This window comes from Vibrio sp. E150_011 (assembly GCF_053544015.1).
Map to the genome: position 1 here is coordinate 1 of NZ_JBHFOL010000024.1, position 22459 is coordinate 22459.

The window sequence follows — 22459 nt, forward strand, 5'->3', positions numbered from 1 at the left end:
CCCATTGCTCTTCGCCGTTTAGTGCGCCAAGTGCAGAACCTTGGATGACTGGAAGGTCATCACCTGGGTATTCGTACTCAGAAAGAAGTTCACGAACTTCCATTTCTACTAGCTCAAGTAGCTCTTCGTCATCAACCATGTCACATTTGTTCATGAATACGATGATGTAAGGGATACCAACTTGACGACCAAGTAGGATGTGCTCACGAGTTTGAGGCATAGGGCCATCTGTCGCAGCAACAACTAGGATACCGCCGTCCATTTGAGCAGCACCAGTGATCATGTTTTTAACATAATCCGCGTGTCCTGGACAGTCAACGTGTGCGTAGTGACGCGATGGAGTATCGTACTCAACGTGAGAAGTAGCGATTGTGATACCACGTTCGCGCTCTTCTGGAGCGTTATCGATAGATGCGAAATCTTTAGCAACACCGCCGTACACTTTTGCAAGTGTAGTACAGATAGCAGCTGTTAGAGTTGTTTTACCGTGGTCAACGTGGCCGATAGTACCAACGTTTACGTGCGGTTTCGTACGTTCAAATTTTTCTTTAGACATGAGTTGTCCCTCTAGGTACGGATTAAAGTGGCTTAAATGACCACGCAACCAAAATAGTTTGGCAGTAAGTATATATCAAAAGGAAATATTTGCTTTGTAGAGCTGGTGCTGATACCCAGATTTGAACTGGGGACCTCACCCTTACCAAGGGTGCGCTCTACCGACTGAGCTATATCAGCGCTCGAAATGTGGAGCGTGCAGCGGGAATCGAACCCGCATCATCAGCTTGGAAGGCTGAGGTAATAGCCATTATACGATGCACGCAACAGGTTAACTCTAAAGAGCTATTTCCTTAGGAATATGGTGGAGGGAGATGGATTCGAACCATCGAAGGCAGAGCCGTCAGATTTACAGTCTGATCCCTTCGGCCACTCGGGAACCCCTCCATACTTATATCCATTTTCAACATCTGCTTACGTCTTAGGTAAGGAGAAAATGGTGCCGACTACCGGAGTCGAACTGGTGACCTACTGATTACAAGTCAGTTGCTCTACCTACTGAGCTAAGTCGGCATAAGTGGAGCGCATTTTATTGAATGAACCCTATCGATGCAACCGTTAATTTAAAAAAAATTTGCTTTTCCTGCACATTCTTTTCTTTCGCTCAATTTTTGTGCGCATTTTCATCGATTCAACGTGTTCTGTTGCATGAATTATTTGATTTATTCGTTGCTTGAGGTATGTTCAGCACTCTTTGTATGGAAACGTTGATGTTTGGTGAGTTATGAGCCCTTTTATGTCCTTTAATCGTGAGCAATGGTCAGCACGCCGTAATGCTGTACCGATGACACTGACCGAAGACGATTTGAAAGAACTTCAAGGTATCAATGAAGATCTCACTATGCGGGAAGCCACCGAGGTTTATTTGCCTTTGTCTCGCCTGCTCAACCTCTACGTCGCCTCTCGCCAAAGACGAAACTCAGTCCTACAAGAGTTTCTTGGACAAAACGAACACATGCCTCCCTTTATTATCGGTATCGCGGGTAGTGTCGCCGTTGGGAAAAGCACCACAGCGCGACTGCTCAAGGCGCTACTGAGCCGCTGGGAGAATCACCCAAAGGTTGAACTCATCACTACCGATGGCTTTTTATACCCAAATAAGGTGTTACTTGAAAAAGGGTTGATGACCAAGAAAGGCTTCCCCGAGTCTTATGATATGCGTCGTTTGGTTCAATTTGTCTCGGACGTGAAAGCGTGTAAGCGAGATGTTGTCGCCCCGGTATATTCCCACCTTACCTACGATATTACCGATGAGAAAAAGGTCGTTGACCTACCTGATGTATTAATTATTGAAGGGCTAAACGTGCTGCAAAGCGGTATCGACTATATTGATGACCCACATCGTATTTTCCTAACGGACTTCCTCGACTTTTCTCTTTACGTCGACGCGGACAGTGAGCTAATTGAGCATTGGTATGTGCAACGATTTATGAAATTCCGTCATGGGGCATTCACTCGTCCAGGGTCTTACTTCAGTCACTACACCCAACTGTCGGAACAAGAAGCGTCGCAAAAAGCCCGTAATATTTGGCATTCAATAAACGGCAAAAACTTAGCGCAAAACATCTTGCCCACTCGCGAACGGGCACAGCTTATCCTTGAGAAAGGGCCAAATCATTGTGTGGAAAGGGTCCATCTCAGAAAATAGCGGCTTTCTTCGCCCACCCTTAAAATGATTACGCTTTACGTAACGATATTTCACCACCGATAAAGGGCTCAATACCATTATCGGTTTCCAATAAGACGGCACCCGTTGGGTCAATGCCACGCACCGTACCTTTTACCTCTCTAGGCCCAATAATAAGCCTCACCTCTCGGCCCATGAAATTATCATGTCGATTCCAGCGCTCCACAAAGCCCTGCATTCCCTTGATTTCGTAGTCTTCCAGTGCTTGACGCCATGCGCGAACAAACGCAACAACAAGTTCATTGCGGCTAAAAGGGCTCTCAACGACATCATTAAGTGATGTCCAGGGCTGATCTATGCCTTCAGTTTGAGCATTCATTCTCAGGTTCATGCCCATACCGATGACCAGATTGGCCGCGGCTCCAGCTTGACCCGACATCTCAACTAAAATGCCCGCAAGCTTACGGTCGTTGTAGTAGAGATCATTCGGCCACTTTAGTTTGACGCCATCGATGCCCAGACTCTCTAGGGCCTCAACAATGGCAACACCCACCACAAGACTCAATCCCATAGCGGCGGCCATACCAGCCTCCAGTCGCCAATACATTGAAAGATAAAGGTTAGCGCCAAATGGAGAGACCCACTCACGCCCACGTCGTCCTCGCCCTTTCGCTTGATACTCAGAGATACAAACATGACCAGATGCCAGTTCGTGCTGTTTGTCGAGCAGATATTGGTTGGTTGAATCAATGATTGGGATTAACTCAAATGAGGAGTGTAAGCTGCGGCTAAGCGTATCCGTACAAAGCAATTCCATAGGCTGGGCCAACTGATAGCCCTTGCCTTGTACTCTGTAAATATCAACACCCCATTGCTGGATGCCTTGAATGTGTTTACTAATGGCCGCGCGTGAAATTCCCAATAACTCTCCCAGCGCCTCACCAGAGTGAAAACCACCTTCAGAGAGTTGCTTTAATATGGCGAGTTTTAACTGGTGTTCCTTCATAATAAATCCTTTAAGTACACTTCACACTGACGCCCCATGAAGCGCACCTCATGCTCCAATTCAACCGCAAACTTGTCCAAGACGGTTTGTCTGACAATGGCAGCCAATGTCACGACATCTTGCGCCGTCGCCTGATTAGCATTGACTAATACTAGTGCCTGGTTAGGGTGAACCATTGCTCCGCCCACTTTTTTTCCTTTCAGGCCACACTGATCAATTAACCACCCAGCCGCCAATTTCATCCCATCGTTAAATGGAAAAGCGACAAGATCGGGGTGCGTTTTCTTAAGCGATTCAAAATCAGACATTGATACGACAGGGTTTTTAAAGAAGCTTCCGGCGTTACCGATTTTTGATGGATCGGGCAATTTTTCTTGGCGTACTTGCACGACAATATCAAACACCTCTTGAGGCGTGCAGCTATCGCTATCCAAGCGCTGTAATGGGCCATAAGATAAATTGGGTTGCCAACGCTTATCGAGCTTGAGCCCAACGGCAACGACGATCGCTTTATTTTGCAAGGTCTGCTTGAAGATAGAATCGCGGTAGCCAAAATTACACGCCGCCCGATCTAGTCTCTTCACTTCGAGGCTATCGAGACATAAATAATCCACATACTCACAGATATCTTTAAACTCCAGCCCATACGCACCAATATTTTGAATCGGCGCACTCCCTGCACAACCAGGGATCAGAGCGAGGTTTTCTAAGCCAGCATAACCTTGCTTAACACACCATTCGACCAGTGCTGGCCAATCTTCGCCACCAGCAACATGAAGATGATGATGTGCCTCAGAGCTACTGCACTGTACGCCCATCAAGTGATTCACAAGAATAATACCGTCAAAGTGCTCGGTAAATAGTACATTGCTGCCCTTCCCTAACATTAATTTAGGCAATAAACTCCAGCGCTCATCGCAGTAGGTATCAATGACATCCTGCACGGACTCAACCGTGACGAGCTGCTGACACGTCTGCTGGATAGCAAAGGTATGAAAAGGGCGTAATTGTGCGTTATGTTCAGTTTGCATGGGCATTCATTGATGGCTTACACTGCGCCTATTCTATCTCTTCAGAGTAAGTATTGGCTATGGATACGTTAAATTTTGGTCTTTTAGACCCCATTAGGCTGCCACTAGCAAAAAAAATCTATAAGTCACACTACCCAGCAGCCAAGCCTAAGGCGGATGAACGTATCATCACCGCCAAGCAAGACCATCAATTATGTGGACTCGTGCGCTTTCGTAACATCGAAACCTATCGACTAATGACGGGGATGCTAGTGATTCCAGATTATCGTGAAGCCGGCATTGGCCATGCACTCATGCGCCACCTTGTTGCCACTGAGCTTTCCGAACGTGATTTTTGTTTTGCATTGAACCATCTCGAGTCGTTTTATTCCCAGCATGGATTTGAAACAATTAGTGAAGATGCGCTGCCCAACGCAATAAAACAGCTATATATGCGCTATATTCAAGGCGGGAAATCACTTGTTGCAATGCGTTACATTGATCCGACATAAACTTATCAACGGTTTACTATCCATACGCTATAAGAATTTGGTAAAATGCTAGGTTAGCAATTTTGCATTTAAGAAAGGTAAAGTCTCCCACATGATGGCTCTTAGGAAATCTTTTGAACAGCTGCCCTCTTTGGCGCAGGATCCAGACCAGTTTGAGGTCTTGTATTCTGCCAACGATTATCGCGAATATCTTATTCAAGCGATACGTGAGGCGCAATCAAGAATCTACCTAGTCGCACTTTATCTTGAAGACGATGACGCTGGACGCGAAGTACTCTCTGAGCTTTACCTTGCGAAACAGAGAAACCCTGATCTTGATATTGCGGTTTGTGTTGATTGGCATCGCGCGCAGCGCGGCTTGATCGGCGCAGCGCAATCAGATGGCAATGCCACTATGTATCGTGAGTTTCGTCAGAAGAATGAACATGGTATTCCCGTTTACGGCATTCCCGTGCGTGGTCGTGAGGTCTTTGGCGTATTGCACCTCAAAGGTTTTATTGTTGACGATAAAGTCATTTACAGCGGCGCTAGTCTTAATAATATCTACTTAAACTACCAAGAACGCTACCGATTCGACCGCTATCATGTGCTTGGCAATGCGAAACTCGCAGAGTCGATGGTCTATTTCATTCAAAACGAAATGGTCAGCAACCCAGCAGTCAACGACCTTTCTTTACCAGCAAAACCAACGGCTAAAGATATTAAAGCGGAAATTCGTCAACTTCGTGGCTCACTATCTCAAGCGCAATATGTGTTTGACCATGAACCCGCCAATGAGCACCAGGTTTCGGTCACGCCACTGGTTGGAATCGGTAAACGTCGCAATAAGTTAAATCACCGCATCACTCAACTGCTTGCATTAGCGACAGATGAAATATTTATCTGTACGCCATATTTTAATTTCCCCAAGCCCGTCGCTAAAGAAATCAAGAAAGCACTCAAACGGGGAGTAAAAGTCACGATTGTTGTCGGTGATAAGACCGCCAACGACTTCTATATCTCTCCAGAAGAAGAGTTTAAGACCATTGGTGGGCTTCCTTATCTGTATGAGATGAATCTTCGTCGCTTTGCCAAAGCCAATGAAGCTCACATCGCGAGTCGTCAGTTAAGCCTCAACTTATGGAAACATGATGATAATAGTTTCCACCTTAAGGGGCTGTGGGTTGATAAACGCTATATGTTGATTACGGGCAACAATCTCAACCCTCGCGCTTGGAAGCTGGATCTTGAAAATGCCATTTTAATTCAAGATAACTACGCCCATTTAACCGAAAAGTTCGACAAAGAAGTCGCCAATATCCTTCAGCACACGCAACTCATCTGCACCTATAAGCAGCTAGAGAAAATTGAGCACTACCCAGAGCCCGTACAAAAGCTGATTAAGAAAATTACACGAGTAAGTGCAGATAAGGTATTGAAACAAATACTGTAGCAGGCATGAGGTCGCGAGAGCAGTCTATCGCCTCCCACTCGACGCTGGCTTTACTCACTTAAACGATATCGGTAAATCCGGTTATCGTCAGAGACATAAACCTAGAGGCGTTTTTTCCATGTCTCATCCTAAAATACGTTAGAAAGCAAAAAGCCCTGCAAATGCAGGGCTTTTTCATATCTATCGACTCGCTAATTACTTAGCAGGGCGAGATGCGCGCTTACGCTCGTTTTCAGTAAGAAGTTTCTTACGGATACGAATGCTTTCTGGTGTTACTTCTACTAGCTCATCTTCATCAATGAACTCTAGCGCTTGCTCAAGCGTGTGCTTGATAGGTGGCGAAAGAACCTGTGCTTCATCTGTACCAGATGCACGAACGTTGGTTAGTTGCTTACCTTTCAGACAGTTTACTGTTAGGTCGTTTGAACGATTGTGAATACCGATGATCTGACCTTCGTATACTTCATCTGCGTGCTCAGCAAACAGACGGCCACGCTCTTGTAGGTTAAACAATGCATAAGTCAGTGCTTTACCTGTTGCGTTAGAGATAAGTACGCCATTGTTACGTTGACCGATTACGCCACCTTTGTGTGGACCGTAGTGATCAAATGAGTGATAAAGAAGACCTGAACCTGATGTCAGTGTTAGGAATTCAGTTTGGAAACCGATAAGACCACGAGAAGGCATCATAAAGTCCATACGTACACGGCCTTTACCATCTGGAGCCATATCTGTCAGCTCACCTTTACGTAGACCAATGTTTTCCATGATACCGCCTTGGTGCTCTTCTAGAACATCAATCGTTACCGTTTCAAATGGTTCTGTTAGATTGCCGTCTTCATCTTTCTTGATGATAACTTCTGGACGAGATACTGCTAGCTCGAAACCTTCACGACGCATGTTTTCGATCAGGATAGAAAGGTGAAGCTCACCACGACCTGAAACACGGAAACGATCTGGGTTATCAGTTTCTTCAACGCGTAGTGCTACGTTATGAACCAATTCTTTCTCTAGGCGCTCAAGGATGTTACGTGACGTTACGAACTTACCTTCTTTACCCGCGAACGGAGAAGTGTTTACTTGGAATGTCATCGTTACTGTTGGTTCATCAACAGACAGTGGTGTCATTGCTTCAACATTGTTCACATCACAGATAGTATCTGAAATTTTAAGCTCGCCTAGACCTGTGATAGCGATGATATCACCCGCATTTGCTTGATCAACTTCATGGCGATCAAGACCTAGGTAACCAAGAACCGTACCGACTTTACCGTTACGTTTTTTACCTTCAGCATTGATGATAGACACTTGTTGGTTTGGCTTAACGCTACCACGAGTTACGCGACATACACCGATAACACCGACATATGAGCTGTAGTCTAGTTGAGACACTTGCATTTGAAGTGGGCCATCTAGATCAACCGCTGGTGCATCTACTGTGTCAACAACCGCTTGGAACAATGGTTCCATGTTTTCGCCAGTAACACCTTCTTCCATCGTCGCCCAGCCGTTTAGTGCTGATGCGTAGACAGTAGTGAAGTCTAGTTGCTCATCTGTCGCGCCTAGATTGTCGAACAAATCAAAAATTTGGTCCATAACCCACTCAGGGCGAGCGCCAGGACGGTCAATTTTGTTGATAACAACAATTGGCTTAAGGCCGTGAGCGAAAGCTTTTTGCGTCACGAAACGCGTTTGAGGCATTGGGCCGTCAACGGCGTCAACGATCAACAATACAGAGTCAACCATAGACATAATACGCTCAACTTCACCACCGAAGTCCGCGTGTCCAGGAGTATCAACGATATTAATACGGTAATCGTTCCAGTTGATCGCTGTATTTTTAGCAAGAATGGTAATACCACGTTCTTTTTCGATATCGTTCGAATCCATCACGCGTTCTTCTGCTTCGCCACGAGATTCCAGAGTACCGGATTGCTGTAGCAATTTATCAACTAGGGTAGTTTTACCGTGGTCAACGTGCGCGATGATCGCGATGTTTCTTAACTTATCAATCTGTGGAGTAGACATGGGTTTTTCTTTCACTCATTAGAGGCTGCTGCTTGATTGCTGCTAGCTGGATTTCAAAAACGCTCAATAATATACCAGATAATAGGCTAGACCCAAAAAATATGTGATCAACTTCGTTGAAATTTTTGCAATTAATCGTTTTCACGCTTTATTGGCATCCGTTTTTTGCCAACAATGTTACCTGTAAGCATTTGATTAGGGTTGACATCGTTTGAAAAGCCATGCTGAATGTATGGGCGATTGATTCAACTTGGTGCAAAAAATAAATATTGCACCATTAAAGTGCAACCAATGATCATTTTGGTGCATAAAAAGAACCAATCTGGAGCAGTAAAGAATCAAACCAATGAAAAATAAAGGATTTATTTTTTGGCACGGTTTTAGCTTTATAAAAATCAGCATCGATTAACGCACTTCACTAAGCAGACGTTAATCAATGCCGATTACATAAATCGTAGCTATTAAACCGTATTAATAACACTGGAGGTTATCCAAGATGTCCGTAGAAAATGTACTATCGCTGATCCAAGAAAACGAAGTGAAATTCGTCGACCTACGCTTTACTGATACTAAAGGTAAAGAACAGCACATCTCTATTCCTGCACACCAAATCGACAATGACTTCTTTGAAGAAGGCAAAATGTTCGATGGTTCATCTGTTGCTGGTTGGAAGGGTATCAACGAATCTGACATGGTAATGATGCCTGACGCATCAAGCGCAGTACTTGACCCGTTCACAGAAGATTCAACGCTGAACATCCGTTGTGACATCCTTGAGCCTGCTACTATGCAAGGCTATGACCGTGACCCTCGCTCAATCGCGAAACGTTCTGAAGAGTACCTACGCGCTACTGGTATTGCAGACACGGTTCTTATCGGTCCAGAACCTGAATTCTTCCTTTTTGATGACGTGAAATTCAACACGGATATGTCTGGTTCTTTCTTCAAGATTGACGACATTGAAGCCGCTTGGAACACAGGTTCTGATTTCGAAGGTGGTAACAAAGGTCACCGTCCAGGCGTTAAAGGTGGTTACTTCCCAGTCGCTCCTGTTGATTCTTCTCAAGATATCCGTTCTGCAATGTGTCTTGTTATGGAAGAGATGGGTCTTGTTGTTGAAGCTCACCACCATGAAGTGGCAACCGCTGGTCAAAATGAAATCGCGACTCGTTTCAATACGTTGACAACGAAAGCCGATGAAACTCAAATCTACAAGTACGTTGTACATAACGTTGCTCACGCGTTCGGTAAAACGGCAACCTTTATGCCTAAACCACTTGTTGGTGATAACGGTTCTGGTATGCACGTTCACCAATCTCTTGCTAAAGACGGTGTTAACTTGTTTGCTGGTGATAAGTACGGCGGTCTATCTGACCTTGCTATCTACTACATCGGCGGCATCATCAAACACGCTCGTGCTATTAACGCATTTGCTAACCCATCAACAAACTCATACAAGCGTCTTGTACCGGGTTTTGAAGCACCTGTTATGCTTGCATACTCTGCACGTAACCGTTCTGCTTCAATCCGTATCCCAGTGGTACCAAGCCCTAAAGCACGCCGTATCGAGCTACGCTTTGGTGACCCAGCTGCGAACCCGTACCTATGCTACTCAGCAATGCTGATGGCTGGCCTTGACGGAATCAAGAACAAGATCCACCCTGGCGAAGCGATGGACAAAGACCTTTACGACCTTCCAGCAGAAGAAGCAGCAGAAATTCCAACGGTTGCTGAATCTCTAGAAGTCGCGCTTAAAGCTCTAGATGCCGATCGTGAGTTCTTAACCGCTGGCGGTGTATTCTCTGATGATTTCATCGATTCTTACATCGATCTTAAATCAAAAGATGTTGAGCTTATCAACATGACAACGCACCCTCTAGAATTCGAACTTTACTACTCAGTATAAGTCGCCTTCTTGATGTAAATTGCATTGTTGCAATAAGATAATAAAGCTCGCCTCGCAGGCGGGCTTTTTTTATATCGGAACAAAACACGCTTTCGCTACCCTATGAAGACGGAATGTTCATTTGCGGCATACCTTTTCATTCATATCATTAAAAATCATAGGAGAGAGTGGCATGAAAAGATTGTGGGGATTCGGCTTGTTGCTGATAAGCATCATCGTTCATTCTGCCGATGTCTATGTATGGACAGACAACAAGGGTGTACTGCATTTTAGCGATACTCCTGATCATCCCAGCGCTAAACTGATTAAAATTGCGACCCCCACTCCTGTTACTCATGAAATCACGGACATCAATGACCCCGTGAATCTCAGTGTCGAAAGAATCAAAAAAACGACGAATAAAACACAAGCAAAAAGCACGACAAAGGTGAGAATCACCGCTCCGGCTCACGATGCGACGATCCGCAGTAATCCAGGCTTTATCGAGGTTACCGGGGATATTAACCGCAACTTGGATATTGGTGACAAGCTTCAGTTGTTACTCGATGGTAAGCCTTATGGCGCGCCGAAATCTAACCCTTACTGGTCTTTAAAGTACATTGACCGTGGCACACATACACTTACGATTCAAATCCTACAAAGCGGCAAGGTTATTGCATCATCAGATACGATAACGGTGCATTTACATCGCACAACGGTGCAATAGCCTTAACAACAGCGTTGCTGCTTTTACTCGCTGACAAATTGCGCCATACTTGAATATTCATTGCACCAACTTGGTGCTTGGTGTTATTCAAAGACGTGCAATGCACCAATGACGAGCAGAGTAAGGGAAGCGAGTGCCAAATAGCGAACTGACAAATGCCATATTAAGTAATGTGGTCACCGCAACATTAATGCTGGATGAATCCTTAACGGTTCGTTATGCCAACCCTGCGGCGGAACAACTTTTTGCTCAAAGCTCTAAGCGCTTGGTGGATTCACATCTCTCTCAATTTATCCAACACGCTTCTCTCGATCTCGCCCTTTTAACCCAGCCACTACAAAGTGGACAAAGCATTACCGATAGCGATGTGACCTTTGTGGTCGATGGCAAGCCATTACTTCTTGAGGTTACCGTCAGTCCTATGTCATGGAATAAGGACTTGATGCTACTCATAGAGATGCGAAAAATCGGTCAGCAAAAACGATTAACACAAGAGCTCAACCAGCACGCGCAGCAACAAGCGGCAAAGCTCTTAGTTCGCGGACTGGCGCATGAGATAAAAAATCCACTCGGCGGTTTACGAGGAGCGGCTCAGTTGCTATCTAAAATGCTGCCAGACCCGAGCCTTAACGAATACACCCATATCATTATCGAGCAAGCTGACCGGTTACGAGCTCTGGTGGACCGTTTATTGGGCCCGCAAAAGCCTGGCACAAAAAAAGAAGAGAACCTGCACTTAATCCTTGAGAAAGTAAGACAACTGGTAGAGTTAGAGGCGGGAACAAGCCTTTCTATCGAGCGAGATTACGATCCCAGTCTTCCACCCATTTTGATGGACACCGATCAGATCGAACAAGCATTACTTAACATCACCAGTAATGCAGCCTTGATACTCGCTAAGCAAGATAACGGCCAAATCACCTTGCGTACACGCACTGTGCATCAAGCGAATATCCATGGCCAGCGTCACAAGTTGGCTGCGCGTATTGAGATTATCGACAACGGCCCCGGCATTCCAACAGAATTACAAGACACCTTGTTCTATCCCATGGTGAGTGGGCGTGAAGGTGGTACCGGATTAGGACTCTCTATCTCACAAAACTTGATCGACCAACACAATGGAAAAATAGACGTAGAAAGTTGGCCCGGTCGTACCATTTTTACTATTTATTTGCCTATTTAACATCACGGATGGGCTTGCTGTAAGGACGTTTGGCTATGAGTAAAGGTTATGTATGGGTCGTCGATGACGACAGTTCAATACGATGGGTGATAGATAAAACCCTGTCGTCAGCAAATATAAAATGCGAAACCTTTGCCGATGCAGAGAGTGTACTGATGGCACTAGAACGAGAAGTGCCTGATGTCTTGGTATCTGATATCCGCATGCCAGGCATGGATGGGATTGAACTGCTTAATCAAGTGCAGAAACGCGCCCCCGATTTACCCGTTATTATCATGACGGCCCACTCGGACTTAGATGCTGCAGTGAACGCCTATCAAAAAGGGGCATTTGAGTACCTACCAAAGCCCTTTGACATTGATGAGACACTGACGCTCGTTGAGCGTGCCATTGCACACAACCAAGAACAAAAGAAAACACTCACATCTGAAGAAGTGGTCCCGACGAATGCACCAGAAATCATTGGTGAAGCCCCGGCCATGCAAGAGGTGTTTAGAGCCATCGGGCGACTATCACGTTCATCGATCTCTGTACTTATCAATGGTGAATCAGGAACAGGTAAAGAACTCGTGGCGCACGCGCTGCATCGCCATAGCCCTCGGGCCAATAAGCCTTTTATTGCTCTCAATATGGCGGCCATCCCTAGAGATCTCATCGAGTCTGAGCTTTTTGGTCATGAGAAAGGCGCATTTACCGGGGCAAACAGCGTTCGCCAAGGGCGGTTTGAACAAGCCAATGGCGGAACACTCTTTTTGGATGAAATCGGTGATATGCCACTCGACATTCAAACGCGCCTGTTACGTGTATTAGCCGACGGTCAGTTCTATCGTGTCGGCGGCCACGCGGCGGTTAAAGTGGATGTCCGTATTGTTGCGGCCACACACCAGCATTTGGAAAAGCTCGTCGCGCAAGGTGAGTTTAGGGAAGATTTATACCATCGGCTTAATGTCATTCGTATTCACATCCCGGCCCTTAGAGAACGTAAACAAGATATTGAGAAGCTGACCTACCACTTCTTATCACTCGCGGCAGAAGAACTCGCCGTCGAATGCAAGTCACTTGGCACAGACACCGTCGACATCCTCACCAAGCTCGAGTGGCCAGGAAATGTTAGACAGTTAGAAAATACCTGCCGATGGCTGACCGTCATGGCAAGTGGCAGTGAAATTCTCCCCAGCGATCTACCAACAGAATTACTTGATGAGCCGCGAAAGCTCTCTGAAAATGAAGAAGGGGATTGGCAGAAATTGCTGTCGTCTTGGGCCCAAACCGCTCTGGAGTCGGGAGAATCAGAGATCTTGAATAAATCCCTGCCACAATTTGAACGCATTTTACTCGAGGCAGCGCTCAACCATACCAATGGCCACAAACAAGATGCTGCAAAGGTCCTTGGTTGGGGAAGGAACACCCTAACGAGAAAGCTCAAAGAGCTGTATTAACACTTGCTTCATCACCCTAAGCCACCAAAAAAAGGCCGTAGCGAGAAGCTACGACCTTTTTTTTGAACATGTTCTCTTCTTGCTAACATCACCTGAATAAAACGGCGCAAGTGTTAAATGAGACGAAGGCTAAAGGCTAAAGGCTAAACAGCCCAGGAATCACTCATCAAAAACTAGATAACACGCGAGAACTGCTGCTGACGAGCACGTTGACGTAAGTATTTGTCAAAGCACATGCAAATATTACGGATTAATAACCGGCCTCTCAGGGTCACTTCTATCGACTCTTTATCTACCGAGACAAGCTCGTCATCCACAAAGGTCTGAAGCAGAGCCAAATCTTCGGCAAAATACTGAGTAAACTTAAGGCCAAAACCCTGCTCAATAGAGTGAATATCAAGCTTGAAATTACAGATAAGTTGCTTGATGACTTCACGACGAATCAGGTCATCGTTATCCAATACGACGCCTTTCCACAACGCATGTCGTAACTCATTGACCTGCTCGTAATATTTTTTAAGCTCTTTCTGGTTCTGAGCGTAACTATTACCAATCATTGAGATAGCCGAAACACCAAACCCAACCAAGTCACATTCACCTTGCGTGGTGTAGCCCTGGAAGTTTCTATGCAGCTTACCCTCACGCTGAGCAACAGCCAGTTCATCGTCAGGGAGCGCAAAGTGATCCATCCCGATGAATTGATAACCAGCATCAGTCAGTGTCGCGATCGTGTCTTGCAAAATCGCCATTTTTTCTTCTGCGATAGGCAGGTCTTCATCTTTAATTTTGCGTTGTGCCGCAAATAAAGTGGGCATATGAGCATAATTGAATACCGACAAGCGACCAGGGCGCAGCGATAACACCTGCTCAAGCGTGGCCGCAAACGAGGCTTTAGTTTGTTTCGGTAAACCATAGATAAGATCTAGGTTAGTCGAACGGAAACCCAGTTCTTTCGCTCGCTTAACCATCGCAAAAATAAAGGCTTCATCTTGTTCACGGTTAACAAGTACTTGGACTTCTTTATTGAAGTCTTGAACACCAATACTCAAGCGATTAAAGCCTTCGTGACGAAGATGGTCGAGCATATCTAGCTCGATTTCTCTCGGGTCAACCTCAATGCTGATCTCTGCACCCTCTTCAAAGAAGAATTCGCTGCGTAAGATCGTCATTAGGCGACTGATTTGGCTTTTCGTCAAAAATGTCGGCGTACCACCACCAAAGTGCAATTGCGTGACTTTTCGGCCTTGCAACAACGTCGCACGCTGGCGGATTTCATGTTCGATAACATCAAGGTACTCGTCTGCTTTGTGGGCATGTCGAGTAATCACCTTATTACAGCCACAGTAATAACAAAGCTTGTGGCAAAACGGGATATGGACATACAACGAAAGCGGGCGGTCCTGATATTGAGTACAAGCCATGTCATAGTCAGAGATGGTGTACGCTTCATGAAACTCTACCGCGGTTGGGTATGAGGTGTAGCGTGGCCCAGAATAGTTATACTTATCAAGGATCGCTTGATCCCAGACAATCTGTTGATTCGTTTCTGAGTGACTTTGAGACATGGTAATACTTCCAATAAACTGTGTTGCCTTAACCTCCTCGTGCGAGGAGTTAGATGAGCGCTATTTTGCCATAGGATTGTGACGGATAACGCTTGAACCATAACTTTTACGTCGGCGGTGAACAAAAATGCTAGCGTGATCACTTGTTAGCCAACAAGGCTCTTCATTCCTAGCTGACTAATTTGACATTAATCTGATCATTTAGAGGGCGAACGCTGACGTGTAATTGCTTTAACTCTTCGACAATCGCATCCGCTAAGCGTGTTTCCGCCTTTTGGCGAGCAAGATTATCTCGCATACGATCTTGCTTTTTCATCTCTTGTCGAGCGTCGCCTCGCGGCATATCTTTCACGATATGAAAAAGCTCGGACGTCGCGGGGTACAGCTCATCAAAATCAATTCGCTGTTCACCCTGCACGTAGTCCATGATGTTATAAAGCCTAATCGCCGCTTCTGAAAGGTCGCATTGTCCCTGGATCGTCGCAAGACAAATGGTATCGACACTCTCAAAAATATTCGCGTTACGCTTGTTAATGGCCAGTTTTTGGTGTTGCTTAAGCAACTCCTTTTGCTTTTTAAGCTGCAGTAGCAAATAGCCCGCATAGCCAGCTAAACCAGTGATAATAAGCACACCAACAATTGCTAGCAAAGTAACGGTATTCATCTACGCTGTCCTTCCTTAACCTTTAAACTGGTCCATATTAATGCCTTCGAATTGTGACAATAATTCATCGTCACTAGAAGGTGACTTTTTCTTCGTCATCACTTCAACTGGCATATCAATATCATCAAAACCTTCTTCATCTTCGTCGTCAGGAACAACAAGACCAAGTTGGTTCATCAAAATTTCCATACGATCCAGTTTTTCATCTACGTATTTTTGTAGACCAATACCTAGATTTTCACCCGCTTCAAGACGATCAAGTAACACGTTAAGCTGAGCATCATTTTCAAGCATCTCAAGCTCTTTTTCTGCTGAGATTTTGCGCTCTTGCTTAGACGGCTTTTTCTTCTCTTCCACAATGAGTGGGATCTTCTTTTTGCTTCCAAGACGAGGATCGCGTTTTACTGACGAACCCGAATGGTGGCTTTCTGAACCATCAGAATGACGGCTACCCGCTTTTAAGCCTTTACGTTTTTTCAAACGCTTCTGTTCACGGCCATCAACATCAGCCTGTGAACGATTACGCGTAACCGCAACCGGCTCAGGAGCCATACCAGGCGTTCTCGATTTCTTCTTACGACTCATTACGTAAGTTTCCTCAATATAATTACATCATTACCAATAAACTCGATTTCTAGTCCGTCTCTCTTCGCTAAATACAAGAAAGTCGCGCGACTAAAAAATACGACATGTGTTGGGTCATTTTTATAGTGCCATGTCGAAAAGGCATCCACATCAATCACCATTTTTGTCATTAATCCCAGGTATCCTCCTGGCTTAATGAGCGTTAACCATTGTTGCCAAACATTGTTTGGCTGATACAAGTGCTCTATCACTTCGGTCGCTGTCACAAAGTCATACTCTGATTCTAGCGCTTTTGACTCTGGATAGTAATACAGGTCATACAGAGACATCGGAAAGCCTTGCTCCTCAAACATCAGAGAAAGGGTTGGGCCCGGTCCACAGCCGAAATCTAATCCAGTTGAGCCTTGAGGTAATCGTTCAGATAATGGCGACGCGACGCGAGACAAAAAACGTCGATAACCCTCATCACTTGGGTCATTGTTATGTAGATCATAGACCGCTTTTTCTTCACGAGCATCCAAACGCTGCTTTGCTGGTACAAACACCAACTGACATGTCTGGCACTGTAAGAAATCTCGCTTTTTATCGCTATGATAGTGCGATGCATTTTCTGCAGCACAAAGTGGGCAAGTTTCCACTCATTATCTCCTGAACGATTCAAGGGTGCGAAACATACCAGAAAGTGAGCGTAGAGGGGAGAGTGATCGAGTGTTTTTTCTACAATTTAGTGTAAAAAAGCCAGACAGAGGAGTAAAAGGGGGCGACTTCCCCCTAATCGCTTCGCTTACATCCAGTCGGTATTACGGATAATACCGACAGCAATCCCTTCGATAGCAAGATGCTGGGCAGTTAAATCCACCTCAATCGGAGAAAAAGAGTCATTTTCAGCGTGCAGTAATACTGTTGAGCCTTTGCGCTCTAGTCGCTTAACGGTAACATCATCGTCGACACGTGCTACGACAACCTGTCCATCACGGACATCTTGCGTTTTATGTACAGCAAGTAAGTCACCATCCATAATGCCGATGTCTTTCATACTTTCGCCGTTCACGCGAAGCAAGAAGTCAGCTTTAGGTTTAAACATGCTCGGGTCAACTTGATAGTGTGCCTCTACATGCTCTTGCGCCAAGATAGGCTCACCAGCCGCCACTTGCCCTATCAATGGTAATCCTTCATCTTCATTCGCTGCAGGCTGTTCCAAAAGGATACGAATACCGCGAGAAGCGCCTGGGATGATTTCAATCGCCTTTTTACGCGCCAATGCTTTTAGGTGTTCTTCTGCCGCATTTGCTGAACGAAAACCCAGCTCTTTTGCGATTTCGGCACGAGTGGGTGGCATACCGGCGTCTTCAATTTTCTTTCTTATTAGATCAAATACTTGCTGTTGTCGTGGAGTTAGCGGCTTCATGCATCACCTGTCTGTTTATACAGTTAACTGTGAGTATATCCAGTAAGTTTGTAATTGCAAAGACAATCGGTTGTTTTTTAGCAAATAGTCGCTGGATTACTCAGCACCTCCCCTCACGACACGAATTCTCTGTTTACATTTATTTTCATTAAAAGGTAAGACCAGTTTCTGGTATCCTTGCAGCGCTCTAAATTTGACGTCTAGGATTAAGGAGCGCACTGTTAATGCAATACCCTACCTTCGACGTTGTTTTTTTCGTACAAATTGAGGCTGTGAACCGCTATGTCTTCACGACAATCATTTTTCCGTTCTTTATTAAAGCTGCCCATGTCAGTGTTAGTCAAAGGAACGGCGATCCCATCAAACCCGATTGACGATCATAATATCGATATCACGAAACCTGTGGTATATGCGTTACCGTTCAATTCGAACGTTGATCTTCTCACACTGCAAAAACAAGCGGTGGCATTAGGGTTGCCCGATCCACTGGAGCCAATTGTGCTCAATGGAGAAGAACGGAATCGGTTTGTATTCATAGCCTCAAGACCAACCCTGTTTACACGTGACGATGACGTTCCAAGTGACTCAATCACTTTGTTTTCTGATCTACTAAAAGAGCATAAAAAAGACCCCACTCTGGATGTACAAATCATTCCGACAACCGTGCTCTGGGGTCGCAAACCCGGTAAAGAATCCGATACCAAACCTTACCTACAAGCCATGAATAGCCTACAGAAAGCCAAGGCGCTCTTTATGTCTGGACGCGACTGCATGGTGAGATTCAGTCCAGTGGTATCATTGCGTTATATGGCCGACGTGCATGGCACAGACGAATCCATTGCTCATAAACTTGCTCGCGTTGCTCGGATTCACTTTTCTCGCCAAAAACTCGCGGCATCAGGCCCTAACCTGCCAAATAGGCAGGTCTTGTTCCAACGGTTATTAAATTCTCCTGTCATTGAACAAGCCATCCAAGATCATGCTGCGACTAACGGCATTGAAGTCGAGAAAGTTCGTAAAGAAGCTCATCAAATTATGGATGAAATTGCGGCCGATTTTTCTTATAAGCTAGTGAGAATTGGCGATGTTGTGATGACATGGCTATGGAGCAAATTATACCAAGGCATCAATGTTAATAACGCTTCAACCGTTCGACGCTTAGCGCAAGATGGGCACGAGATTGTCTATGTCCCTTGTCACCGCAGCCATATGGATTATCTGTTGTTGTCCTATATTTTGTACCGTGAAGGGATGGTGCCACCACACATTGCGGCGGGCGTGAATCTAAATTTCTTCCCGGCTGGGCCTATTTTTAGACGCGGTGGTGGGTTCTTCATTCGACGCAGCTTTAAAGGCAATAGGCTGTACTCAACCATTTTCCGAGAATACCTCGCAGAGCTATTTTCTAAAGGATATTCGGTGGAATTCTTCAGTGAAGGTGGGCGCTCGCGCACAGGTCGATTACTGCAAGCCAAAACGGGCATGCTCGCCATGACCATCCAAGCGATGTTAAGAGGGCTAGATCGTCCAGTGACGCTGGTTCCTGTTTATATTGGCTACGAGCATGTTATGGAAGTCAGCACCTACGCTAAAGAGCTGAGAGGCAAGCGCAAAGAAAAAGAAAACGCCGGTCAGATCCTAAAGACCATTCGTAAGCTGCGTAACTTTGGACAGGGCTACGTCAATTTTGGCGAACCTATCCCGCTCAACCAATACCTGAATGACCATGCTCCAAGCTGGGCTAAAGATATTGACCCTATGGGTACCAGCAAACCAGAATGGCTTACTCCAGTAGTCAATAACCTTGCTACGAAGATGATGACACACATTAACGACGCAGCAGCGGCTAATGCCTTAACCCTATGTGCGACCGCTTTATTGGCGTCTCGCCAGCGCGCCTTGTCTCGCGACAGCTTAGTGAATCAAATCGATTGTTATCTCGCACTGCTTAAAAACGTGCCGTATTCCGAGACATCAACCATGCCAACCACTACGGCTGAAGCCCTAGTTGAGCACGCAGAATCACTAGATAAGTTTGTTGTTGAGTCGGATTCGCTGGGCGATATTATCTCGCTTGATCGAAACCAATCAATTCTAATGACTTATTATCGCAACAACATTATCCACTTGTTTGCCCTGCCCTCATTGATTGCACAAATGTTGATTCGAGAACACGCTTTATCACTCGAGGTCATTAAGTCCAATGTGGCTAAGCTGTATCCGTTTTTGCAAAAAGAGCTGTTTTTGAGCATCGATGCAAGTGAACTGGATAACCTCACTGATCACATTGTTGAAGAGCTTGCACGCCAAGAATTGCTTATTATTGATAACGGGTTGGTGTCGATGAATCAGTCCAACACTCAAATGTTGATGCTGCTAGGTCGAACTATTTCAGAAACCCTTCAACGCTACGCAATCGCCCTGAACCTTTTGGCGGCTTACCCTGAGCTGGATAAGCAAGACCTTGAGCAGAAGAGCCAAGACATCGCACAGCGCCTAGGTCGCTTGCATGGTATTAATGCCCCAGAGTTTTTCGACAAAGGTGTCTTTGCTTCATTGTTCAGCACCTTGAAAGACCAGCAATATCTGGATGTCGACGGCAATTGTGATACCACTCAAACAGAAGCACTGGCAAACCTCCTATATTCTTTGCTTTACCCTGAGGTGAAGTTAACCATTCAGGAAAGTGTCCATCAATCTGACGAGCCGACGGCGGAAACATCGCTTTAAGCGTTCGCGCTATCCTCACGGATTCAACATAGAATCGCTCAAAATAAAAACGCCGACTCATCATGAGTCGGCGTTTTTATAATGACAGAATATTTACCACAGGCACGTTTACTAACGAGACGAGTTACCACAGGGAGACTAATAATCCTGTCGTGATCGCCATACCCACATAATTATTATTTAAAAATGCTTGGAAACAAAGACTACGTTCTCGGTGTCGAATCAACCATTGTTGGTAAACAAACAGCGCACCAACAACAAGCAAACTCCAATAATAACTGGTCCCTAATTCATACCAATGACCAAGCGTCATGAGCATTGCCAAGACGGCCATTTGCAACAAACCAATAATAAGTTTATCTCGGCGACCAAACAATATCGCGGTCGACTTAATACCCACATTCAGGTCGTCATCGCGATCTACCATGGCGTATTGTGTGTCGTAGGCAATGGTCCACAACGCGTTTAGTGCGAACACAAACCACAAGACGACTGGCAGCTCATTAGCTTGGGCAGCCCACGCCATTGGGATTGCCCAGCTAAAAGCTAAACCTAGAAACAATTGTGGCAGATGCGTAAAGCGCTTCATGAACGGATAAATAAACGCTAAAACCAATCCCACTAGCGACAGTTGAATCGTCAACGTATTCATAGTGAGCACAAGCAAAAACGAGGCGACCGCCAACACAAGAAACAGCCCTATCGCTTCTTTAGATGACACCGTGCCAGAAGGCAACGGGCGGTGCTGTGTACGCTTAACCAATCCATCAACATTGCGATCGGCGAAGTCGTTGATAACACAGCCAGCACTGCGCATCATGACCACACCCAAACAAAATACCACCAGTACGTGAATATTGGGGATCCCTCCAGCGGCAAGAATCAACGCCCACAAGGTTGGCCATAGCAATAGTAATGTACCAATGGGTTTATCCATTCTCGTCAGTTGCCAATAGGCTTTAGCTTTAGTTGACGTCATCGATACTCTCCATTTTATAAACAGGCGAATGCGGCAAAAATAATTCGGCAACTAAGATAGGATGCCCCGCGACCCACAAACGAGAGCGGCGAGCAAATAACTCACCTTCTGACGTCGTTAATTGCGCAATTTCGAGTGCGTCACGCTTGGTATCCGCACTTGAAAAAACGGTCACACCAAGCGGTGTATTCCCTTGCTGAGAGATATCATAATCGCCCTGCCCCATTGTCGATAATGACATGAGCGTACGTCCAATCACCCACGGTTGGTCATCCCCTCGTAGGACGACCTCTCGTAACCAGCAATCTTCATGTGCTAACCGCTCAATTTCTTCTTCGGTCATCATGTCAGCACTACTCTTAGTATTACTGATCACTTCAACCGACAACGTATCGCACTCAGCATTAAGTCGATATGACAGTGAGCCTTGTTCGGTAAGCCATTGCAGCATGTTGCTACTCATAGACTGGAATTGGTCTGGGGATTGCCAGTGAGCTTGACTTAAGACTTTTAAATAGTCGGTAACTGAATCATTCATTTTACTATTCAATAACACGCGCTTAGCGCGTACAATCATTATTATGTTGAGTGGCCATATTGTATCACTCTATGAGTGATTTAACTCAGGTTGTATTGCGTCATTGTAACAAAGTTAATCGCTTGTAATATCGGCTTAATGGCGTTTATAAGAGGGAAATATGCGTAAACGTTACCTAACCCAGTTTTTCCTAATGCTAGGCTTGACTGTTTCTATGCCCGGCTACGCCTCTAATGAGCCCGTGCCTTCTCTCGCCTACTTCACGTTAGAGCCAGAATTGACGACAAACTTTTTTACCAAAGGAGACCGTTTAGGTTATGTGCAGGTGCGTATTGATGTGATGGTGGCTGACTCTGCTGACTTGAGTATTATCGAACATCATCAACCCTTAATTAGGGATGCCGTTGTTGAACATTTAGGTCGACAGAATGCCGATGTGATTAAATCGCTTTCAGGGCGAGAAGAGATCCGTCACGCCCTAGTCGACAAGCTCAACAACCTGTTACTCGCCGAAACGGGTAAAACAGTTATTGCAGACCTATTGTTTACCAAATATCTATATCAATAACGACCGTCACTTCCGACA

General features: G+C 45.4%; 20 protein-coding genes and 4 tRNA genes. 9 read left to right on the forward strand and 15 right to left on the reverse strand.

Going from position 1 to position 22459, the window contains the following annotated elements:
- From ACE1OE_RS22260 to ACE1OE_RS22280, 5 genes are all read right to left on the reverse strand, one after another.
- The coding region (locus ACE1OE_RS22260; RefSeq protein WP_449212307.1) for a GTP-binding protein at positions 1-556 on the reverse strand (556 nt) is incomplete at its 3' end.
- A 103-nt stretch (positions 557-659) separates the two neighbouring features.
- Positions 660-735: transfer RNA gene (locus ACE1OE_RS22265), tRNA-Thr, on the reverse strand.
- Positions 736-745: 10 nt separating this feature from the next.
- Positions 746-820 (reverse strand) — tRNA-Gly (locus tag ACE1OE_RS22270).
- Positions 821-857: 37 nt separating this feature from the next.
- Positions 858-942, reverse strand: a tRNA-Tyr gene (locus ACE1OE_RS22275).
- A 50-nt stretch (positions 943-992) separates the two neighbouring features.
- Positions 993-1068, reverse strand: a tRNA-Thr gene (locus ACE1OE_RS22280).
- A 211-nt stretch (positions 1069-1279) separates the two neighbouring features.
- Between ACE1OE_RS22280 and coaA the strand changes: the two genes are divergently transcribed.
- A complete protein-coding gene (gene coaA, locus ACE1OE_RS22285) occupies positions 1280-2203 on the forward strand; it encodes a type I pantothenate kinase (protein ID WP_449212308.1) in 924 nt (307 codons plus the stop codon).
- Positions 2204-2231: 28 nt separating this feature from the next.
- Here the strand turns inward: coaA and birA are convergent, their stop codons facing one another.
- Both birA and murB read right to left on the reverse strand, forming a co-directional pair.
- A complete protein-coding gene (birA, locus tag ACE1OE_RS22290; protein ID WP_102470736.1) occupies positions 2232-3188 on the reverse strand; it encodes a bifunctional biotin--[acetyl-CoA-carboxylase] ligase/biotin operon repressor BirA in 957 nt (318 codons plus the stop codon).
- Positions 3185-4219 carry a UDP-N-acetylmuramate dehydrogenase gene (gene murB, locus ACE1OE_RS22295; protein WP_449212309.1) on the reverse strand — a complete coding sequence of 345 codons (1035 nt, stop codon included), beginning with the start codon at positions 4217-4219 and terminating at the stop codon, positions 3185-3187. Before murB ends, birA begins: the two co-directional genes overlap by 4 nt.
- A gap of 59 nt (positions 4220-4278) precedes the next feature.
- Here murB and ACE1OE_RS22300 point away from each other — a divergent pair, with 59 nt between their 5' ends.
- Positions 4279-4710 carry a GNAT family N-acetyltransferase gene (locus ACE1OE_RS22300; protein WP_102532418.1) on the forward strand — a complete coding sequence of 144 codons (432 nt, stop codon included), beginning with the start codon at positions 4279-4281 and terminating at the stop codon, positions 4708-4710.
- 91 nt (positions 4711-4801) lie between these two features.
- On the forward strand, positions 4802-6142 hold the full coding sequence (gene pssA, locus ACE1OE_RS22305; RefSeq protein WP_449212310.1) for a CDP-diacylglycerol--serine O-phosphatidyltransferase: 1341 nt from the start codon (positions 4802-4804) through the stop codon (positions 6140-6142).
- 195 nt (positions 6143-6337) lie between these two features.
- Here the strand turns inward: pssA and typA are convergent, their stop codons facing one another.
- Positions 6338-8170 carry a translational GTPase TypA gene (typA, locus tag ACE1OE_RS22310; protein ID WP_449212311.1) on the reverse strand — a complete coding sequence of 611 codons (1833 nt, stop codon included), beginning with the start codon at positions 8168-8170 and terminating at the stop codon, positions 6338-6340.
- Between the two features lie 496 nt (positions 8171-8666).
- Here typA and glnA point away from each other — a divergent pair, with 496 nt between their 5' ends.
- From glnA to glnG, 4 genes are all read left to right on the forward strand, one after another.
- On the forward strand, positions 8667-10076 hold the full coding sequence (gene glnA / locus ACE1OE_RS22315; protein WP_102470741.1) for a glutamate--ammonia ligase: 1410 nt from the start codon (positions 8667-8669) through the stop codon (positions 10074-10076).
- A 172-nt stretch (positions 10077-10248) separates the two neighbouring features.
- Positions 10249-10782 carry a DUF4124 domain-containing protein gene (locus ACE1OE_RS22320; protein ID WP_449212312.1) on the forward strand — a complete coding sequence of 178 codons (534 nt, stop codon included), beginning with the start codon at positions 10249-10251 and terminating at the stop codon, positions 10780-10782.
- Positions 10783-10915: 133 nt separating this feature from the next.
- Entirely contained in the window at positions 10916-11965 is a 1050-nt protein-coding gene (gene glnL, locus ACE1OE_RS22325) for a nitrogen regulation protein NR(II) (RefSeq protein WP_102470743.1), read from the forward strand.
- 35 nt (positions 11966-12000) lie between these two features.
- Positions 12001-13404: a nitrogen regulation protein NR(I) gene (glnG, locus tag ACE1OE_RS22330; protein ID WP_449212313.1), complete on the forward strand. Its 1404-nt coding sequence runs from the start codon at positions 12001-12003 to the stop codon at positions 13402-13404.
- Positions 13405-13577: 173 nt separating this feature from the next.
- Here glnG and hemN read toward each other — a convergent pair whose 3' ends face one another.
- The 5 genes from hemN to lexA form a co-directional block, all read right to left on the reverse strand.
- Positions 13578-14969 (reverse strand): oxygen-independent coproporphyrinogen III oxidase, encoded by a 1392-nt coding sequence (hemN, locus tag ACE1OE_RS22335; protein WP_102470745.1) that lies wholly within the window; start codon positions 14967-14969, stop codon positions 13578-13580.
- Between the two features lie 169 nt (positions 14970-15138).
- Positions 15139-15633: a DUF2489 domain-containing protein gene (locus ACE1OE_RS22340; protein WP_102470746.1), complete on the reverse strand. Its 495-nt coding sequence runs from the start codon at positions 15631-15633 to the stop codon at positions 15139-15141.
- A 15-nt stretch (positions 15634-15648) separates the two neighbouring features.
- Positions 15649-16218 carry a Der GTPase-activating protein YihI gene (gene yihI, locus ACE1OE_RS22345; RefSeq protein WP_449212314.1) on the reverse strand — a complete coding sequence of 190 codons (570 nt, stop codon included), beginning with the start codon at positions 16216-16218 and terminating at the stop codon, positions 15649-15651.
- The gene (locus tag ACE1OE_RS22350) at positions 16218-16856 is read right to left on the reverse strand and encodes a class I SAM-dependent methyltransferase (protein ID WP_102470748.1); all 639 of its coding nucleotides are present in this window, start codon (positions 16854-16856) and stop codon (positions 16218-16220) included. The genes yihI and ACE1OE_RS22350 overlap by 1 nt, the downstream gene beginning before the upstream one ends.
- A 146-nt stretch (positions 16857-17002) precedes the next feature.
- On the reverse strand, positions 17003-17626 hold the full coding sequence (gene lexA / locus ACE1OE_RS22355) for a transcriptional repressor LexA (protein ID WP_102470749.1): 624 nt from the start codon (positions 17624-17626) through the stop codon (positions 17003-17005).
- A gap of 282 nt (positions 17627-17908) precedes the next feature.
- On the opposite strand from lexA, the gene plsB reads away from it, so the two are divergent.
- Entirely contained in the window at positions 17909-20356 is a 2448-nt protein-coding gene (gene plsB, locus ACE1OE_RS22360; RefSeq protein WP_102470750.1) for a glycerol-3-phosphate 1-O-acyltransferase PlsB, read from the forward strand.
- Between the two features lie 124 nt (positions 20357-20480).
- On the opposite strand, the gene ubiA is transcribed toward plsB, so the two are convergent.
- Together ubiA and ACE1OE_RS22370 are read right to left on the reverse strand one after the other, a co-directional pair.
- Positions 20481-21335 carry a 4-hydroxybenzoate octaprenyltransferase gene (gene ubiA / locus ACE1OE_RS22365; protein ID WP_102470751.1) on the reverse strand — a complete coding sequence of 285 codons (855 nt, stop codon included), beginning with the start codon at positions 21333-21335 and terminating at the stop codon, positions 20481-20483.
- Entirely contained in the window at positions 21322-21873 is a 552-nt protein-coding gene (locus tag ACE1OE_RS22370; protein WP_241903181.1) for a chorismate lyase, read from the reverse strand. The genes ubiA and ACE1OE_RS22370 overlap by 14 nt, the downstream gene beginning before the upstream one ends.
- A 160-nt stretch (positions 21874-22033) precedes the next feature.
- Between ACE1OE_RS22370 and ACE1OE_RS22375 the strand changes: the two genes are divergently transcribed.
- Positions 22034-22441 (forward strand): flagellar basal body-associated protein FliL, encoded by a 408-nt coding sequence (locus ACE1OE_RS22375; protein WP_102470752.1) that lies wholly within the window; start codon positions 22034-22036, stop codon positions 22439-22441.
- Positions 22442-22459: the final 18 nt, after the last annotated feature.

Coding starts and splice junctions, on each gene's coding strand:
- coaA (WP_449212308.1), top strand. CDS start 1,280: ATGAGCCCTTTTATGTCCTTTAATCGTGAGCAATGGTCAGCACGCCGT.
- birA (WP_102470736.1), bottom strand. CDS start 3,188: ATGAAGGAACACCAGTTAAAACTCGCCATATTAAAGCAACTCTCTGAA.
- murB (WP_449212309.1), bottom strand. CDS start 4,219: ATGCAAACTGAACATAACGCACAATTACGCCCTTTTCATACCTTTGCT.
- ACE1OE_RS22300 (WP_102532418.1), top strand. CDS start 4,279: ATGGATACGTTAAATTTTGGTCTTTTAGACCCCATTAGGCTGCCACTA.
- pssA (WP_449212310.1), top strand. CDS start 4,802: ATGATGGCTCTTAGGAAATCTTTTGAACAGCTGCCCTCTTTGGCGCAG.
- typA (WP_449212311.1), bottom strand. CDS start 8,170: ATGTCTACTCCACAGATTGATAAGTTAAGAAACATCGCGATCATCGCG.
- glnA (WP_102470741.1), top strand. CDS start 8,667: ATGTCCGTAGAAAATGTACTATCGCTGATCCAAGAAAACGAAGTGAAA.
- ACE1OE_RS22320 (WP_449212312.1), top strand. CDS start 10,249: ATGAAAAGATTGTGGGGATTCGGCTTGTTGCTGATAAGCATCATCGTT.
- glnG (WP_449212313.1), top strand. CDS start 12,001: ATGAGTAAAGGTTATGTATGGGTCGTCGATGACGACAGTTCAATACGA.
- hemN (WP_102470745.1), bottom strand. CDS start 14,969: ATGTCTCAAAGTCACTCAGAAACGAATCAACAGATTGTCTGGGATCAA.
- ACE1OE_RS22340 (WP_102470746.1), bottom strand. CDS start 15,633: ATGAATACCGTTACTTTGCTAGCAATTGTTGGTGTGCTTATTATCACT.
- yihI (WP_449212314.1), bottom strand. CDS start 16,218: ATGAGTCGTAAGAAGAAATCGAGAACGCCTGGTATGGCTCCTGAGCCG.
- lexA (WP_102470749.1), bottom strand. CDS start 17,626: ATGAAGCCGCTAACTCCACGACAACAGCAAGTATTTGATCTAATAAGA.
- plsB (WP_102470750.1), top strand. CDS start 17,909: ATGTCTTCACGACAATCATTTTTCCGTTCTTTATTAAAGCTGCCCATG.
- ubiA (WP_102470751.1), bottom strand. CDS start 21,335: ATGACGTCAACTAAAGCTAAAGCCTATTGGCAACTGACGAGAATGGAT.
- ACE1OE_RS22370 (WP_241903181.1), bottom strand. CDS start 21,873: ATGAATGATTCAGTTACCGACTATTTAAAAGTCTTAAGTCAAGCTCAC.
- ACE1OE_RS22375 (WP_102470752.1), top strand. CDS start 22,034: ATGCGTAAACGTTACCTAACCCAGTTTTTCCTAATGCTAGGCTTGACT.